Consider the following 14,643-nt stretch of genomic DNA (forward strand, 5'->3'; position numbering starts at 1 on the left):
CCGACGGGTCAGGGTGGCGCTACGCAAGGCTCGCCTGGCCACCGATCCCGGTCTCAGCCAGGGCGATGTGGCCGAGCGGCTGGGCTGGAGCCTGTCCAAGATGCAGCGCATCGAGGCCGGTGAGGTCACGGTCTCGGGCACCGACCTGCGCGCGCTGCTCGACGTCTACGGGTCGTTCTCGGCCGACGAGATCGACGATCTGATCGAGGATGCCCGGATCTCCCGCCGGCAGCGGTGGTGGACCAAGCCGGAGTTCCGGGAGCATCTCACGCCGTCGGTGCTGAAGCTGATGGCGTTCGAGGCCGAGGCCGCCGAGATCCGGGTCTTCCAGCCGGGTGTGGTGCCGGCGGTCATGCAGACGGAGGGCACCGCCGGGTTCATCGTCGACGGCTGGAACGTGAGCGGTTCGCCCGAGGCGCGGAAGGTTCGTCACGAGGTCCGCCGGCAGCGCCGGGCCGAGATCGTCGAGCGTTCGGACGGTCCGCAGTTCTATCTGATCATCGACGAGTCGGTGCTGTTGCGGGACGTGGGCGGCACGGCGCTCGCCGCCGAGCAGCTGGCGGCGCTGGCGGCCGACGCCCGGCGCCCGTCGATCCGGGTGCGGGTGCTGCCGCTGGACCGGGGGGCGATCCTGTCGCTGGTCGGCCCGTTCTTCATCATCGATCTGAACGAGCACGAGGGCCGGGACCCGCTCGACGAGAGCGATGACGACGACGCGGTTCTCTATCGGGAGAGCTGGGACGCGGACGAGCTCACCGACGACGGTAAGCAGGTGCGCCGCTTCCGTGAGTACTTCGAGGCCATGTGGAGTCAGAGTCTCGACGAAGATGTCAGCTTGTCGCTGATCACCGCCCGAGCGGCGGTGCTGCGGTCCGAGGTGGATCGCGGAAAACCCTGATTGCGCCACGGCGGTGGCGTTCGGGCGCCTCTCGTCGTTGCGTGCCGTCTCCCTTTTGGAGGGTGAGTCGATCATGAACGACACCACGACGGGGTGGTACAAGAGCAGCTTCTGCGAGTCCAGCTCGTGTCTGGAGGCTGCGTCGGCCGGTGAGCACATCCTGGTTCGTAACAACACGCAACCGGGGGAACGCCATCTGCAGATCGATCGTGGCGGTTGGAATGTTTTTTTGGACGACATCGTGAAGGGGCGCTTCAGTAACCTGTGACCGCCGTCGCGCGAGTGACAGTGAGGACTGGCGGCCGTACGCTGGGTAGCTAATCGCTCGGGAGGTGCCCACAGATGAACGAGTTCGACGATCGAGATCTGATTTGGCAGCGAAGCAGCTACTGCGACACCAGCACCTGCCTGGAGGTCGCGTTCCGCGGCGACGAGGTGCTGATCCGCACCACCGAGCGTCCCGGTGACGTCATCGTCGCCACGCGTGGTGAATGGCAGATTTTGGTCGCCGGCATCCGTGATGCCGGCGACTTCTCCCTGTAGGACTTACCAGGATCCGGCCGTCGGACCGGCCGAGCCGCCCCGCCGCCGCAGGTACTTCTCGAACTCGCTGGCGATCTCATCCCCGGTCAGCGGCGTTATCCCGGCGTCGCCGACCCGCTCCTCCAGCTCCCGCACGTATTCGCCGAGCTCGGCGTCCTGCTCGGCCGCGGCCCGCACCCGCTTCTCCCACTCGTCGGCCTGCTCGGCCAGGTCAGCCATGGGCACCGGCAGGTCGAGCACGTCCTCGATGCGGCTGAGCAGCGCGAGGGTGGCCTTGGGACAGGGCGGGTTGTTGGCGTAGTGCGGCACGTGCACCCAGAACGACAGCACGTCCAGCTCGGCGCGGCTGCCCGCCTCCTGCAGGACGCCGACGATGCCGGTCGGCCCGTCGTAGCGGGTCGGGACCACGTTGTACTTCTCGGCGATGGTGGTGTCCGAGGCGCTGCCGCTGATCGGCAGGGGCCGCGTGTACGGCACGTCGGCCAGCAGCGCGCCCAGCAGCACGATCCGGTTGACCTCGAGGCTGTGACAGATCTCCAGGACCGACTCGCAGAACGTGCGCCACCGCATGCTGGGCTCGATGCCGCGGATCAGCACCACGTCCCGGTCGCTGCCGGGCGGGCTGGCCACCATGAACCGGGTGGTCGGCCACTCGATCTTGCGGGTCTCGCCCTCGGCCATCGTTATGGTGGGGCGGCTCACCTGGAAGTCGTAGAAGTCCTCGGGGTCGATGCTGGTCACCTCACGGGCTTCCCAGACCTGCTCGAGGTGTTCCACGGCCGCGGTGGAAGCGTCCGCAGCATCGTTCCAGCCCTCGAAGGCAGCGATGGCCACGGGGGAGCGGAGCAGCGGTAGGCCGTCGAACTCAGTCATGACAGACAGCCTACGTGCGGGGCCGGAAGCGCACTCGGTGGCCGCGCCGTGGCCCTCCCCAGGTCGTGAGCGGTTTTCGCCATGAACCAGTGCATAACCCAGCATAATTTTCTGCGTGACCAGCCACGTGGATCAGGTGCTCGGGCCGTCCGACGACACCGTCCTGTTCATGCAGCCGCGCGCGATGTTCTACGTGACCGTGCTGTGGGTCGTCGCCGCCGCCTGGGTCGCGATGCTCGCCCTCTACCTGCTGTTCTCGGTGGTTTTCGGGGCGCGGCCGGGCGCCGCCGACATCGTCGTCTACGCCGAGGTGGCGATGATCGTGCCGGTGATCGCGTCCGCGGTCGTCCTGCTCGTGCTCTACCGCCGGCTGGGCTGGTTGCACACGTCCGTGCACGGCATCGACTTCGCCGCGACCGGTCGCCGGGCCGTGCATCTGCCCTGGTCGGGGATCGCCTCGGTCGGCCTGCACGGGTGGGGGCCGTTCACCGAGCTCGTCGTGACGCCGATCGGCGCCGACTACGCGCAGGTCCTGGACGGGCCGGGCTTCGCGCCGCGGACGCGCCGCCGGGGCGAGGAGCTGTCGTACGTCGTCGATGTGGGTCTGATGTCGCCCGGGCCGGACGTCCTGCTGGCTGAACTGCACCGCAGGATTCCGTCGAAGGTTTGACGTCGGCGCCACGGAAAGCTACGGTCTTAACCGCTCCGTTAATTAACGGGAGGGTTAAATGACCGACCGGCTCAGCGTGATCTTCGCGGCCCTCGCCGACCCCACGCGCCGCGCCATCCTGGCCCGGCTCGCCGAGGGCGAGGCGACCGTGACCGAGCTCGCCGAGCCGTTCGACATCAGCCTCCCGGCGATCTCCCGTCACCTCAAGGTCCTGGAGAACGCCGGCCTCATCTCACGCAGCCGATCGGCGCAGTGGCGTTCCAGCCGCCTCGAGGCGGGGCCGTTGCGCGAGGCCACCGCGTGGATGGAGCGGTACCGCCGGTTCTGGGACGAGAACTTCGCACGCCTCGACGCCCACCTCAAGCGCCTGCAGGAGGACAAACCATGACCGACCTCGTCATCACCCGCATCTTCGACGCGCCCCGCGCCCTCGTCTACCGCGCCTTCACCGACCCCGACCAGATCTCCCAGTGGTTCGGCCCGGTCGGCTGGTCGGTGCCGCGTGACACGATCGAGATCGACGCGCGCCCCGGCGGTAAGCAGGTGTTCACCATGGTCAACGACGACGACCCGTCGATGGCGTCTCCGGTCAACGCCACCTTCGTCGAGGTCGTCGAGAACGAACTGCTCGTCGGCGAGGAGGACGTCAGCCACATCCCCGCCTTCGGCGCCGACAAGCTGGTCATGCGCATCGAGCTGTTCGACGAGGAGGGCGGCCGCACCCGTCTGGTCCTGACACAGAGCCCCTTCCCGGCCGACATGGAGACCGGCGCTCGCGAAGGCTGGGGCTCCAGCTTCACCAAGCTCGACAAAATCCTCGGCGCATAGGTAAAGACGCTGCCGCCGGCCATGCGGTTCTCTCCCGCTCAAACAATTCGGCAGTACGTCCTAGCAACGCCCCGGAAGCACAGCCCACGCCCTGGTCCGATCACGCGGCCTCCGCTCCCCACCGGGCCGCCCAGCGACCGTCCGGGCTGAATCCCGGGGAGAAAACCCGAATGGGCACCGGCCAGGAGCGGCCGGTGCCCATCTCGTTCCACGGGTCAGTCGTGGGCGATCGCACCCAGCACGTTCAGCCGCGCCGCGCGGATCGCCGGGACGACCGCCGCCACGACACCGACCAGGGCGGCCAGCGCCAGATAGGTCCCCATCCGGCCCCACGGCAGGATCAGCTCGGTGATGCCGTCGTTCTTCAGGGCGCGGGTCACGGCCGTACCGATGCCGGCCCCGACGACGACGCCGAGCAGCGCGCCGAAGACCGAGATCACCACCGCCTCCACCGTGATCATGCGCATGGTCTGCGCCCGGCCCAGCCCGACGGCCCGCAGCAGCCCCAGCTCACGGGTGCGTTCGAGGACGGACAGGGCGAGCGTGTTGACCACGCCCAGGACCGCGATCAGGATGGCCAGCCCGAGCAGGATCTGGATCATCGTGATCACCTGGTCGAACTGTGCGGCCTGATCGTTGGCGAACGTCGCCGAGTCGGTCGCCGTGACCTCCGGGCTGTCCGCGACCAGCTGCTTGACCTGCGGCAGCACCGAGGAGACGGCGACACCGTCGTCGAGCCGGACGAACCCGAAGCTCGGCTGGGTGACCCCGAAGTCCTTGATCGCCGCGTTCGGCAGGACCACGCTGCCGGGCAGCGCGTTCTCGGCGAAGATCTGGCTCACGGTGTACGTGTGCGGGTCGCCCCGCGCTCCCTGGATCGTCACCGTCCGGCCGACGGTCCAGTGCTGCTCGTCGGCTTTCGCCTGGTCGACCGCGATCTGGTTGTCGGTCAGCGGTGCCGCGGTCGTCCCGTACGCCTCGGCGAGCACGCTCAGGTCCTTGGCCGCGGTCACGTACGCCGTCTTGCCGTCGATCATGACCATGTCGCTCCACAGCCCGGCCGCGGCCCGCACGCCCGGCAGGGCCGTCGCCTTGTCGATCACCGCCGGGTCGAAGGTCGGCGGCCGCGACGAGGTCTGATCCCCACTGATCAGGATCTGGGCCTTGATGGTCTCCGCGACCTGCGCCTTGAGGCTGCTCTTGGCCGAGTCCATGACCACGGTCACGCCGGTGACCAGGGCGATGCCGACCATCAGGGCGGCCGCGGTGATCGCTGTCCGCCGCGGGTTGCGGCCCGAGTTGAGCCGGCCCAGCCGGCCCGGCAGCGACCACGAGAAGAGCCGCCCGAGCAGGCTGATCACCGGCTTGCTGATCAGCGGGGTGAGCAGCGCGACGCCGATGAACGAGACGAGCACGCCGCCGAGGATCAGCCACAGCGTCGCGTTGCCGCTCAGATCGGCGAACAGGCCGGTGCCGAGCATCGCCGCGCCGGCCGACAGCACCGCGCCGCCGAACACGCTGAGCTTGGTGAGCGGCCGGTCCGGGATGCTGACCTCCTGCATCGCGGCGACCGGGGCGATCCGGGAGGCGCGCAGCGCGGGCAGCACCGCGGCGACCACGGTGACGACCAGGCCGACGACGAACGCGCTGATCACGGCCGAGAGCGGAACCCCGATCGAGGCGAGCGTCAGGTCGGCGAAGCTGCCGAACAGCGCGGCCAGGCCGGCGCCCGCGCCGACGCCCGCGGCCAGGCCCAGCACGGCCGCGATCAGGCCGATCATCACGGCCTCGACCAGCACCGAGCCGATCACCTGGCGGCGGCTGGCACCCATGGCGCGCAGCAGGGCCAGTTCCTTGGTCCGCTGGGCCACGATGATCGAGAACGTGTTGAGGATCAGGAAGATGCCGACGAACAGCGCCACCCCGGCGAAGCCGAGCAGGATCTGGTTGAAGAAGGCGAGCCCGGCCTGGATGCTGTCGGCGCTCTCCTCGGCGAGCTGCTCACCGGTCTTGACCTCGTAGTCGGCGCCGAGCGCGGCGGCCACCCGGTCGCGCAGCGCGGCCGGGGTCACCCCGTCGGGGGCCTCGACGGTCACCGACGAGAACGAGTCGGCCTGGCCGAGCATCAGCTGCTGCGCCACCGGGGTGGTGAACGCGACCTCCTGGACGCCGCCGATGCTGTCCCGGCCGCCGGTGTAGCCCCAGATGCCGACCAGCGTGAACTGCTTCTTCGGCTCCAGGGTGAGCACGCTCACCGTGTCGCCGAGCTTGAGACCGGCCAGCTCGGCGGTGTTCGCGTTCACGGCGATCTCGCCGGCCGCGGACGGGCCCCGGCCGGACCGGAGCTCCATCAGGCTGTCCGTTCCGGTCCAGTTCTCGCCCAGTCGCGGCGGGCCCTGTGAGGTGAGGACCTTGCCGTCGCTGCCGATCACGCGGGCGCCGTCGACGTCGATGCGGCCGGTCGCCGCCCGTACGCCGGAAATTGTCTTGATCTTGTCAACCGCCGAGGCGGGAAGCGGCGTCGCCACTTCCTCGCCCTCCATCTCGGACACCTCGATCTTCGGCTTGGCGCTGACCGAGACGTCGGTGGCCCCGAACGCGTCGGCGAAGATCGAGTCGAAGGTGCGGTTGAGCGTGTCGGTGACCACGAAGGACCCGGACACGAACATCACGCCCAGCACCACCGCCAGACCGGAAAGGATCAGCCGGAGCTTGCGCGCGAGCAGGCTCTTCAGCGTGGCCCGCAACATCAGAGCATCACCGGATCGCCGTGCTTGTCGAGACGCTTCATGGTGTCCAGCACCGTCTCGGCGGTCGGGTTGTGCAGCTCGTCGACGATGCTGCCGTCGGCCAGGAAGATCACCCGGTCGGCGTAGCTGGCGGCGACCGGGTCGTGGGTCACCATGACGATGGTCTGGCCGTGCTCACGCACCGACGAGCGCAGGAAACCCAGCACCTCGGCGCCCGACCGCGAGTCCAGGTTGCCGGTCGGCTCGTCCGCGAAGATCACGTCGGGGCGGCCGACCAGCGCGCGGGCACACGCGACCCGCTGCTGCTGGCCGCCGGAGAGCTGGCTGGGGCGATGGCTGAGCCGATCTCGCAGACCGACCGTGTCGATCACGACGTCCCACCACTGCGGGTCCGCCTTGCGGCCGGCGATGTCCAGCGGCAGACGGATGTTCTCGGCCGCGCTCAGCGTCGGCAGCAGGTTGAACTGCTGGAAGATGAAACCGATCCGGTCCCGCCGCAGACGGGTCAGCGCCTTGTCACCGAGCTTGCTGATCTCGGTGCCACCGATGTGCGCGGTGCCCTTGTCGACCGTGTCCAGACCGGCCAGGCAGTGCATGAGCGTCGACTTGCCGCTGCCGGACGGCCCCATGATCGCCGTGAACCGGCCCCGGCCGAACTCGGCCGTCACCCCGGCCAGCGCGGTCACCCGCGCCTCGCCGGTGCCGTAGACCTTCCAGATCTCGTCCGCGCGCGCCGCTACCGGCCCGCCGGCATTCGTCGCAGTCACCGTTCGTCTCCCCCTGAAGATGGTCTGCCGGTGCTCCGGCAGGCCAGCTCAGTGTGTCGGCGGGACCGGCGTCCGGCGTCCGTCCTGTGGAGTAGCTGAACGCTGAGATTTCGCTGGGGGAGGCCACTTAGGGATCGTCAGGGTTGCCCCTGAGTGATAGAGGGAAATGAGTTGGTCGCCGACGCCGTCTACGGTGGAACTCCCGGCCCCTCAGGAGGACCGTCATGCGTGCCCGACTCGCCGCCGTCCTGACCCTGTTGCTGATTGCCGGCTGCGGTGCGCTGCCGCCCCCGGCCGAGCCGGCCGACCCCACGACGGCCGTGACCGACTCGTCGTCGGGCCCCGAGGGCACCGACACCCCGGAAGAGTTCGCCGCCGACATAAAATCGGCCCAGACCGTCGCCGAGCGGTACTGGCAGAAGGTCTTCGACCAGCAGGGCAAACGGTTCCAGCCGGTCAGCGAGGTGTTTCCGTACGAGCGGGACGGCGAGGTGAAATGCGGGCGGGACGGGCTGCCGCGCAACAACGCCGCCTACTGCTCGGCGGGAGACTTCATCGCGTACGACGTGAATTGGGCCTTCGGGGTCTTCCAGCAGATCGGTGACGCCTTCATCTACTACCTGCTCGGCCACGAATACGCCCACGGCATCCAGGCCCGGCTCGGCATCCAGAAGGAATTCACGATCCAGCAGGAACTGCAGGCCGACTGCATGGCCGGCGCCTTCATCGGCGACTCGGCGCGCTCCCGGGACCTCAGCCTGGACAAGGGCGACACCGACGAGCTGGCCCGGGGCCTGGAGTCGGTCGGCGACGACCCCGGTCAGCCGTGGTTCGCCGAAGGGGCGCACGGGACCGCGGACCAGCGGATCAACGCGTTCGCCAACGGATACCAGGACTCCCTCCAGGCCTGTGACCTCTGAGACATTCGGTCGGCTCCGGCCGTGCGGTCGCCGGACAATGGGGTTTTGCCGCACTGACCTGGGGAGATTCTGCTGAGCGCGACACGACCGGCCGCGGTGCTCTTCGACATGGACGGCACCCTGGTCGACAGCGAGAAGTTGTGGGGGGTCGCGCTGGAGGACCTCGCGGTCCGCGCCGGAGGCCGGCTGTCGGCCGACGCCCGGCTGGCCATGGTCGGCACGAGCATGCCGGTCAGCATGGCCATCTTCCGGGAGGACATGGCCCAGCCCGACCGGCCCTCGGAACCCGACGTCGCCTGGATCACCGAACGGGTCGCCGACCTGTTCGCGGACGGGCTCGCCTGGCGTCCCGGCGCTCAGGAACTGCTGCTCGCGGTGCGCGCCGCCGGGGTGCCCACGGCACTGGTCACCTCCACCGCGCGGCGGCTGGCCGAGGTGGCACTGAAAACCCTCGGCGCGGAGAACTTCGACGTGCTCGTGTGCGGGGACGAGGTCGGGCGGCCCAAACCGGACCCGGAGCCCTACCTGACCGCGGCCGGGCTGCTCGGGGTGCCGATCGGCGAATGCGTGGCCATCGAGGACTCGCCCAGTGGGGTGGCCAGCGCGGTCGCGGCCGGGGCGCGGGTGCTCGCGGTGCCGGCCGACGTGGCGTTGCCGTCGCAGGACGGGATCCTTGTGCGATCGTCGCTGGTCGGGGTCGACCTGGCGTTCCTGGGCGCTTTGCGTTAGGCGACGGCTTATTCGGTACGGCGTTCAGCGGCGTTCCGTGGACGGCCCTCCTCGTCGCGCCCGGCGGCCGCGGACTCGGGCGGCGGTGGCCCCGGCCGGAGCTCGCCCCGCGGCTGGGTGCGTGGTGGCCTCGGCCGGGGCTCGCCCCGCGGCTGGGTGGGCGGTGGCCTCGGCCGGGGCTCGCCCCGCGGCTGGGTGGGCGGTGGCCTCGGCCCGGGCTCGCCCCGCTGCGGGGTGCGTGGTGGCCTCGGCCCGGACTTGCCCCGCTGCCGGGTGCGTGGTGGGAGAAGTGGACGGGCCAGGGCCGGCAGGAGCCGGCGGGCCACCGTGACACCGGACATCAGGCGGCGGCCGGGCCGCTGAGGTCAGAATCGGTCATGTTCGTGGACGGGCCCGGCTCTCCCGGAGCCACGACGGTCGGGCCGGCCGCCCGGTGGACGCGGATGTCGCCGCTGGCCGTGCGAACCCGGACCTCCAACGTCGCCGTGACCGGGGCACTGTCACCGTGGGACGTCAGATCGGTGACGCTGCGGCCGCTGGCCGTGTTCAGATCCAGCCAGACGCCGGTGCCGGCCGCCACGCCGACCGTGACGTGGCCGGACGCCGTACGGAATCGTGCCTTGCCCTGCGACAGCGAACCGACCGCGAGGTCACCGCTGGCGCTGCCGGCCTCCAGCGAACCGCCGACCGAACCGATGCTGATCCCACCGCTGGCCGTGCTGGCCGTGACGTCACCACTGACGTCACCGGCGCGGATCTTGCCGGAGGCACTCTTCAGGTACGCCGAGCCGGCCACCCGGCCGGTCGACAGATCCCCGCTGGCCGAACTCAGGTGCAGATTCCCGAGCACGTCACCGATGTGGGCGTCGGCCGAGGAGAGCTTGAGGTGAACATCCCGGTACAGCCCGCCGGCCCGCACCCCGGCGGCCGCGCTCTCGCCGCTCAGCGTGCTGCCCTCCGGAATCCGGACGGTGATCCGCACCGCCGGGTTACGACGCCAGAGCCAGCGCTCCGGGTTCGGCACGGCCACGACCAGGGTGTCACCGTCCAGGACGACCCGGGTGCCGTCGGCCGTCTGCTGTGCGGCCGGGTTGTCGTGCAGCGGCGTCACCTGCACCTGAATCGTCTCGTGGGGGCCGGCGTCGATCTCCACGGTGCCGGAGATGGCGCGCAGCGAGAGGGTGACCGGGTCGGTGCGTTCGAACTCGTACATCATGATTCCTCCGTGTGATTCGAGGCCGTCGCGGCCTTCAGAGTTCTGGCCTTTTCGAGCCTTTTGTCCAGGCGGCGATCGCGTTCGCCTCAGGGTTGGTCGGGTCAGGCCTGGAAGTAGCCGGTGACCCGCTTCCCGGGTCGGCCAGCACTGCCGGGCAGGGGCGGGAGCGGCGGCGGAGGCGGAGGCGGCGGCATGGGCATCCCGGACCGGCCGCTGACCGCGACCATCACCGCCCGGACCAGCCAGGCGTTGACCGAGATCCCCTCGGCCGCGGCGGTCTGCTCGACATGCGTCTTGAGCGCCTCCGGCATGCGGAGCGTGAGCCGGGCCAGATCCCCGCCGTCGACCGCCGGAGGCGGCAGGGCGGCCGTGACCGGCTCGGGCGAGGCGAACTGCGTGACCACAAGATCGGCTTCCCGCCCGCGAAGCCGGACTTCGACGGTCGCGTCACTCAGCCCGGTAGTGATCTCCGCGGCGGCGTCGGAGAGCGCCTCCAGCAGCGCCAGCCGCGCGGACGGTTCGAGGGAGTTGCTGAGCAACTCCGCGGCCCGGATGATCTCCGGCCCGCCGGGGGCTGCCGCGGACGCCAGGTCCGCTCGCAGCCCTTCGAGATACGGCGTCAGGTCCATGCCATCACTATGACGTCATTAGTGACGTCGCGCAAGGCCAATCTGACGCCAGTGGGTTGACCTGATGTTTGTCCGCTTTCGGATCGCTGGGGCTTTTCCACACTGCCGGCCTGTCCACAGGGCCCGACATGATCTTCCGTTTTCCCGCGAGAATGTCCTTGAGGCGGTCTGCCCCCTCGGGAGGGTGGGGCCCTACTCACCCACCTGCCACCGACTCAGCCGCCCGCCGCCGCCTGGCCGCCTGCCTGCCGCCGCCAGCTTGTCGCTTGACCGCCGCCAACCTGCTGCTCGGCCGCGACAGCGCGGCCGCATGCCTGTTGCTCGGCCGCCTGCCGCCGCTTGCCTGCCGCCCGCGTATTGCTGCCCGCCGGCTGTGTCGGGCCGGCGGCAGGGGCGTAGTTCGGCCGGGCCGGGTCGGGTCGGTGGTTGCCGGGTCAGTCGCCGGGTTTGACCAGGCCGGTCTCGTAGGCCAGGACCACCGCCTGGGTGCGGTCGCGCAGGCGGAGTTTGGCCAGCATGTGACCGACGTGGGTTTTCACCGTGGTGTCGCTGACCTGTAGCGCTTCGGCGATCTCGGCGTTGGTGTGGCCCCGGGCGACGTGGATCAGGACTTCGCGTTCGCGGCCGGTCAGGGCGCTCAGGTCGGCGGTGACTCCGGTGACCGGGGCGGAGGCCGCCGCCACGAAGCGGGGGAGTGCCCGGGCCAGGGCCTGCGGGGTGATCACCGCGCCGCCGGCCGCGACCGCGCGGATCGTGGCGATCAGTTCGTCCTGCGGGGTGTCCTTGCACAGGTATCCGGTGGCGCCCGCGCCGATCATCTCGATCAGTTCGTCGTCGCTGTCCTGGGCCGTCATGATCAGCACCCGGACCGGTAGGCGCGCGGTGGTGATCGCCCGGGCGACCGCGGCGCCGTCCATGCGGGGCAGGGTCGCGTCGGCGATCAGGACGTCCGGGAGCAGGCGGCGGGCCAGCTCGACGGCCTCGCCGCCGTCCCCGGTCTCGCCGGCGATGATCAGGTCGGCGCCGGCGTTCTCGGACAGGACCGCTCGCAGCCCGGCCCGCTGCAGCGCCGACGCGTCCGCGATCAACAACCGCACCGGCCTCATCGCACCCGGCCCTCACCCGCGGATTGCGGTGCGCACACCTGACGCGTGGCCGGGCGCAGGGGGCGGGCCATTGGCCGGCGGGTGCCGAGAGGGCTGGGCCGAGGGAGCGCCGGGCTGTCGGGCCGGGCAAGCGCAGCGCCGGCCCGGCGAGGGCCGGGTGAGCTGGCCGGGGCCGAGGGCGCCGGGATGTCGGGCCAGGCGTGTGCGGAGACAGCCGGGGGCGGGGTGGGTGAGCTGGCCGGTGCCGGTGCCGGTGCCGGTGCCGGTGGCAGTGCCGAGGGCAGGGGTGGTGCCGCGGCCGGGGCCGGGGGCGGCGGGTGGTCAGGCAACGGCGTCGTCCCGGACCGGAGTGGCCAGGCGGTCCGGCTCGGAGTCGGTGGGGAGGCCGGCGGTGGGGGAGGTGGGGAACGGCGGCGGGGTGCCGCCGAACTCCGGGCACAGGGCCTGGTGGCTGCACCAACCGCAGAGGCGGCTGGGCTTGGGGCGGAAGTCCTGGTCGCGCTTGGCGCGTTCGACGGCGTTGGAGAGGGCGATCAGGGTGCGTTCGAAGCGTTCCAGCTCGCCGGCGTCCGGGCTGTAGTCGAGGACCTCGGCGTCCTTCAGGTAGAGCAGGCGCAGGACCCGGGGGACGACGCCGCGGGTGCGCCACAGGACCAGGGCGTAAAACTTGAGCTGGAACAGGGCCCGGCCCTCGAAGGCCTCGCGCGGGGCGCCGCCGGTCTTGTAGTCGACGACGCGCAGGTCGCCGGCCGGGGAGATGTCGAGGCGGTCGATGTAGCCGCGGATCAGCAGCTCGTCGTCGATCATCGTGGAGATCAGGGTTTCGCGTTCGGCCGGCTCCAGGCGCTGCGGGTCCTCGACCGCGAAGTAGCCGCCGAGCAGATCCCGGGCGCTGGTGAGGAAAGCGGCCAGCCGGGCGGCCTCGGCCGCGCCCGCCGGGGCGTCGACCAGGGCGATCTGCCCGGCCGCGTCGGCCTCGGCGGCCACCGCGGCCGGGTCACGGACCAGCTCAGTGGCGTGTCCCACACCCGCGTCCTCGCCGGCCGCCCCGCCCCCGGGGACGGCTGCTGACGACGTACGCGAAAGGGGGTCGGAAGAAGACGGCGACGCGGGGACCGGGGTCGCGAAGAGAGTGCCCAGGTCGGGCTCGTTGGCGAGCAGGCGTTCCCACTCGGGCGTGACCAGGGCCACCGCCGACTCAGGGGTCCGCTCCGCGGCCGGCAGGTCGAACAGCCGCTCCAGCACCGCGTGCACCAGCGTGCCCCGCACCTGATCGGCCGACGGCTGCTCGGGCAGCTTGTCGATGGTCCGGAAGCGGAACAGCAGCGGGCAGGTCTTGAAGTCGGCGGCGCGCGACGGTGACAGCGAGGGCCCGGCCGGCCGGTCACCGAGGCCGGGGCGCCCGGCGGAGGTGGCGGGGGACGCGGAGGCACCGGGCCGGGGCTGCGGGGGAGAGAACGCCGTCATGCCAGCCAGGCTAGGCCAGGGGTACGACGAAAACGCCGGGGACACCCGCAGCGGGGAATCAAGATCCACGCGGATCCCGGCGGGTCCGTAGCATCGAAGGGATGGAGGACAGCGCGACGCGGAGGCCGGGCGGGCGCCCGGTGGGGCATGTGCTCGGCATCCCGGTGCATGCGAACGGTTCCATGGTGCTGCTCGCGCTGCTGGTCACGGTCGTCTACGGCAATTATGCGAGCGCCGAGCTGGGCTTGGGGCAGCCTTGGGCGTACTTGATCGGGTTGGGTTTCGTGGTGTGCCTGCTCGGTTCGGTGCTGCTGCACGAGCTGGGGCACGCGGTGGTGGCCCGCCGCAACGGGATCGGCGTGCGCCGCATCACTCTGGAGCTGCTCAGCGGGTGGACCGAGATGGAGCGCGACGCGCCGACCCCGCGGGTGGACGCGGCCGTCTCGCTGGCCGGGCCGCTGGTGTCGCTGCTGCTGGGCGGGGTGGCGACCGGGGCCGCGCTGGTGCTGCCGGAGGACACCGTGCCCGGGCAGATCGCCTTCCAGCTGGCGGTCAGCAACGTGCTGGTGGCGGTCTTCAACGTGCTGCCGGGTCTGCCGCTGGACGGCGGGCGGGCGTTGCGCGCGGCGATGTGGGCGCTGCTGAAGGATCGGAACCGGGCGACCGTGGTGGCCGGCTGGGCCGGTCGGGTGCTGGCCTTCGCGACCGCGTGTGCCGTGCTGGGCGCCTATCAGCTGGGTCTGCTGACGCTGTTCGGGATGTTCTTCGTGCTGCTGATCACGCTGACGTTGTGGCACGGCGCCGGGCAGTCGATCCGGCTGGGGCGGATGACCGGGCGGTTCCCGCTGATCGATCTGGGGATGCTGGCCCGTCCGCTGCTGAAGGTGCCGGCCGGTACACCGCTGGGTGAGGCGCAGCGCCGCCGCGCCGAGGACCCGCGGCCGGACGTGGTGCTGGCCGTTGCCGACTCGGGGGGTACCCTCACCGCTCTGGTCGATCCGGTCGCCGCCGAGCGGGTGCCGGTCGACCGGCGGCCCTGGGTGAGCGTGGAGAGCGTGTCCCGCTCCCGGGACGCGCTGACCAGCCTGCCGGTGAGTCTGACCGGCGAGCAGGTGGTGCGTGCGCTGCAGGCCCACCCGGGTGCGCAGTACCTGGTGACGGCAGGCGAGGATGTCGTTGGCGTCCTGCGGGTCGCCGACGTCGCGGCGGTTCTCGAGCCGCGGCGGGCGCAACGGACCTGACGTAGA

Annotated in this window: 16 protein-coding genes; 9 read left to right on the forward strand and 7 right to left on the reverse strand. The window is 71.0% G+C overall.

The genetic code is table 11. The features are described from left to right. The first annotated feature begins 13 nt into the window (after positions 1-13). The 3 genes from ACSHV8_RS05785 (at position 14) to ACSHV8_RS05795 (ending at position 1,441) form a co-directional block, all read left to right on the forward strand. Positions 14-898, forward strand: coding sequence for a helix-turn-helix domain-containing protein (locus tag ACSHV8_RS05785; protein ID WP_436530113.1), 885 nt, complete (start codon positions 14-16; stop codon positions 896-898). Between the two features lie 73 nt (positions 899-971). Next, complete coding sequence (locus tag ACSHV8_RS05790; protein ID WP_436530114.1) at positions 972-1,166, forward strand: DUF397 domain-containing protein; 195 nt, start codon at positions 972-974, stop codon at positions 1,164-1,166. 74 nt (positions 1,167-1,240) lie between these two features. Then, positions 1,241-1,441, forward strand: a complete 201-nt coding sequence (locus ACSHV8_RS05795; protein WP_436530116.1) for a DUF397 domain-containing protein — start codon at positions 1,241-1,243, stop codon at positions 1,439-1,441. 3 nt (positions 1,442-1,444) lie between these two features. Here ACSHV8_RS05795 and ACSHV8_RS05800 read toward each other — a convergent pair whose 3' ends face one another. After that, positions 1,445-2,314 carry a PAC2 family protein gene (locus ACSHV8_RS05800; RefSeq protein ID WP_436530118.1) on the reverse strand — a complete coding sequence of 290 codons (870 nt, stop codon included), beginning with the start codon at positions 2,312-2,314 and terminating at the stop codon, positions 1,445-1,447. Positions 2,315-2,429: 115 nt separating this feature from the next. Here ACSHV8_RS05800 and ACSHV8_RS05805 point away from each other — a divergent pair, with 115 nt between their 5' ends. Genes ACSHV8_RS05805 through ACSHV8_RS05815 form a run of 3 tightly spaced genes read left to right on the forward strand, consistent with a single transcriptional unit; the run spans position 2,430 to position 3,812 of the window. After that, a complete protein-coding gene (locus ACSHV8_RS05805) occupies positions 2,430-2,984 on the forward strand; it encodes a hypothetical protein (RefSeq protein WP_436530120.1) in 555 nt (184 codons plus the stop codon). Positions 2,985-3,042: 58 nt separating this feature from the next. After that, positions 3,043-3,372 (forward strand): ArsR/SmtB family transcription factor, encoded by a 330-nt coding sequence (locus tag ACSHV8_RS05810; protein WP_436530121.1) that lies wholly within the window; start codon positions 3,043-3,045, stop codon positions 3,370-3,372. Next, positions 3,369-3,812, forward strand: a complete 444-nt coding sequence (locus ACSHV8_RS05815; RefSeq protein WP_436530122.1) for an SRPBCC family protein — start codon at positions 3,369-3,371, stop codon at positions 3,810-3,812. Before ACSHV8_RS05810 ends, ACSHV8_RS05815 begins: the two co-directional genes overlap by 4 nt. 215 nt (positions 3,813-4,027) lie before the next feature. On the opposite strand, the gene ACSHV8_RS05820 is transcribed toward ACSHV8_RS05815, so the two are convergent. Further along, positions 4,028-6,562 carry an ABC transporter permease gene (locus ACSHV8_RS05820; protein ID WP_436530124.1) on the reverse strand — a complete coding sequence of 845 codons (2,535 nt, stop codon included), beginning with the start codon at positions 6,560-6,562 and terminating at the stop codon, positions 4,028-4,030. Next, the gene (locus ACSHV8_RS05825; RefSeq protein WP_436530126.1) at positions 6,562-7,329 is read right to left on the reverse strand and encodes an ABC transporter ATP-binding protein; all 768 of its coding nucleotides are present in this window, start codon (positions 7,327-7,329) and stop codon (positions 6,562-6,564) included. The genes ACSHV8_RS05820 and ACSHV8_RS05825 overlap by 1 nt, the downstream gene beginning before the upstream one ends. A 224-nt stretch (positions 7,330-7,553) precedes the next feature. Between ACSHV8_RS05825 and ACSHV8_RS05830 the strand changes: the two genes are divergently transcribed. Then, positions 7,554-8,249: a neutral zinc metallopeptidase gene (locus ACSHV8_RS05830; RefSeq protein WP_436530128.1), complete on the forward strand. Its 696-nt coding sequence runs from the start codon at positions 7,554-7,556 to the stop codon at positions 8,247-8,249. Positions 8,250-8,345: 96 nt separating this feature from the next. Continuing rightward, positions 8,346-8,978: an HAD family hydrolase gene (locus tag ACSHV8_RS05835; protein WP_436530130.1), complete on the forward strand. Its 633-nt coding sequence runs from the start codon at positions 8,346-8,348 to the stop codon at positions 8,976-8,978. A gap of 340 nt (positions 8,979-9,318) precedes the next feature. Here the strand turns inward: ACSHV8_RS05835 and ACSHV8_RS05840 are convergent, their stop codons facing one another. The 4 genes from ACSHV8_RS05840 to ACSHV8_RS05855 all read right to left on the reverse strand — a co-directional run bounded on the left by ACSHV8_RS05840 (position 9,319) and on the right by ACSHV8_RS05855 (position 13,396). Continuing rightward, positions 9,319-10,194, reverse strand: a complete 876-nt coding sequence (locus ACSHV8_RS05840) for a DUF4097 family beta strand repeat-containing protein (protein ID WP_436530132.1) — start codon at positions 10,192-10,194, stop codon at positions 9,319-9,321. A gap of 101 nt (positions 10,195-10,295) precedes the next feature. Beyond that, a complete protein-coding gene (locus ACSHV8_RS05845) occupies positions 10,296-10,823 on the reverse strand; it encodes a hypothetical protein (protein WP_436530134.1) in 528 nt (175 codons plus the stop codon). A 434-nt stretch (positions 10,824-11,257) separates the two neighbouring features. Then, positions 11,258-11,929: a response regulator gene (locus tag ACSHV8_RS05850; protein ID WP_436530136.1), complete on the reverse strand. Its 672-nt coding sequence runs from the start codon at positions 11,927-11,929 to the stop codon at positions 11,258-11,260. A 321-nt stretch (positions 11,930-12,250) separates the two neighbouring features. Beyond that, complete coding sequence (locus tag ACSHV8_RS05855; protein WP_436530138.1) at positions 12,251-13,396, reverse strand: RecB family exonuclease; 1,146 nt, start codon at positions 13,394-13,396, stop codon at positions 12,251-12,253. Between the two features lie 101 nt (positions 13,397-13,497). Between ACSHV8_RS05855 and ACSHV8_RS05860 the strand changes: the two genes are divergently transcribed. After that, positions 13,498-14,637 carry a site-2 protease family protein gene (locus ACSHV8_RS05860; protein WP_436530140.1) on the forward strand — a complete coding sequence of 380 codons (1,140 nt, stop codon included), beginning with the start codon at positions 13,498-13,500 and terminating at the stop codon, positions 14,635-14,637. Positions 14,638-14,643 lie beyond the last annotated feature (6 nt).

The organism is Actinoplanes sp. HUAS TT8, from assembly GCF_051380535.1.
Classification (GTDB): Bacteria; Actinomycetota; Actinomycetes; order Mycobacteriales; family Micromonosporaceae; genus Actinoplanes.

What these genes read in the sequence shown, in the direction of transcription:
- ACSHV8_RS05795 (WP_436530116.1), top strand. Translation starts at nt 1,241, where the DNA reads ATGAACGAGTTCGACGATCGAGATCTGATTTGGCAGCGAAGCAGCTAC.
- ACSHV8_RS05850 (WP_436530136.1), bottom strand. Translation starts at nt 11,929, where the DNA reads ATGAGGCCGGTGCGGTTGTTGATCGCGGACGCGTCGGCGCTGCAGCGG.
- ACSHV8_RS05815 (WP_436530122.1), top strand. Translation starts at nt 3,369, where the DNA reads ATGACCGACCTCGTCATCACCCGCATCTTCGACGCGCCCCGCGCCCTC.
- ACSHV8_RS05860 (WP_436530140.1), top strand. Translation starts at nt 13,498, where the DNA reads ATGGAGGACAGCGCGACGCGGAGGCCGGGCGGGCGCCCGGTGGGGCAT.
- ACSHV8_RS05790 (WP_436530114.1), top strand. Translation starts at nt 972, where the DNA reads ATGAACGACACCACGACGGGGTGGTACAAGAGCAGCTTCTGCGAGTCC.
- ACSHV8_RS05855 (WP_436530138.1), bottom strand. Translation starts at nt 13,396, where the DNA reads ATGACGGCGTTCTCTCCCCCGCAGCCCCGGCCCGGTGCCTCCGCGTCC.
- ACSHV8_RS05820 (WP_436530124.1), bottom strand. Translation starts at nt 6,562, where the DNA reads ATGTTGCGGGCCACGCTGAAGAGCCTGCTCGCGCGCAAGCTCCGGCTG.
- ACSHV8_RS05840 (WP_436530132.1), bottom strand. Translation starts at nt 10,194, where the DNA reads ATGATGTACGAGTTCGAACGCACCGACCCGGTCACCCTCTCGCTGCGC.
- ACSHV8_RS05810 (WP_436530121.1), top strand. Translation starts at nt 3,043, where the DNA reads ATGACCGACCGGCTCAGCGTGATCTTCGCGGCCCTCGCCGACCCCACG.
- ACSHV8_RS05845 (WP_436530134.1), bottom strand. Translation starts at nt 10,823, where the DNA reads ATGGACCTGACGCCGTATCTCGAAGGGCTGCGAGCGGACCTGGCGTCC.
- ACSHV8_RS05800 (WP_436530118.1), bottom strand. Translation starts at nt 2,314, where the DNA reads ATGACTGAGTTCGACGGCCTACCGCTGCTCCGCTCCCCCGTGGCCATC.
- ACSHV8_RS05830 (WP_436530128.1), top strand. Translation starts at nt 7,554, where the DNA reads ATGCGTGCCCGACTCGCCGCCGTCCTGACCCTGTTGCTGATTGCCGGC.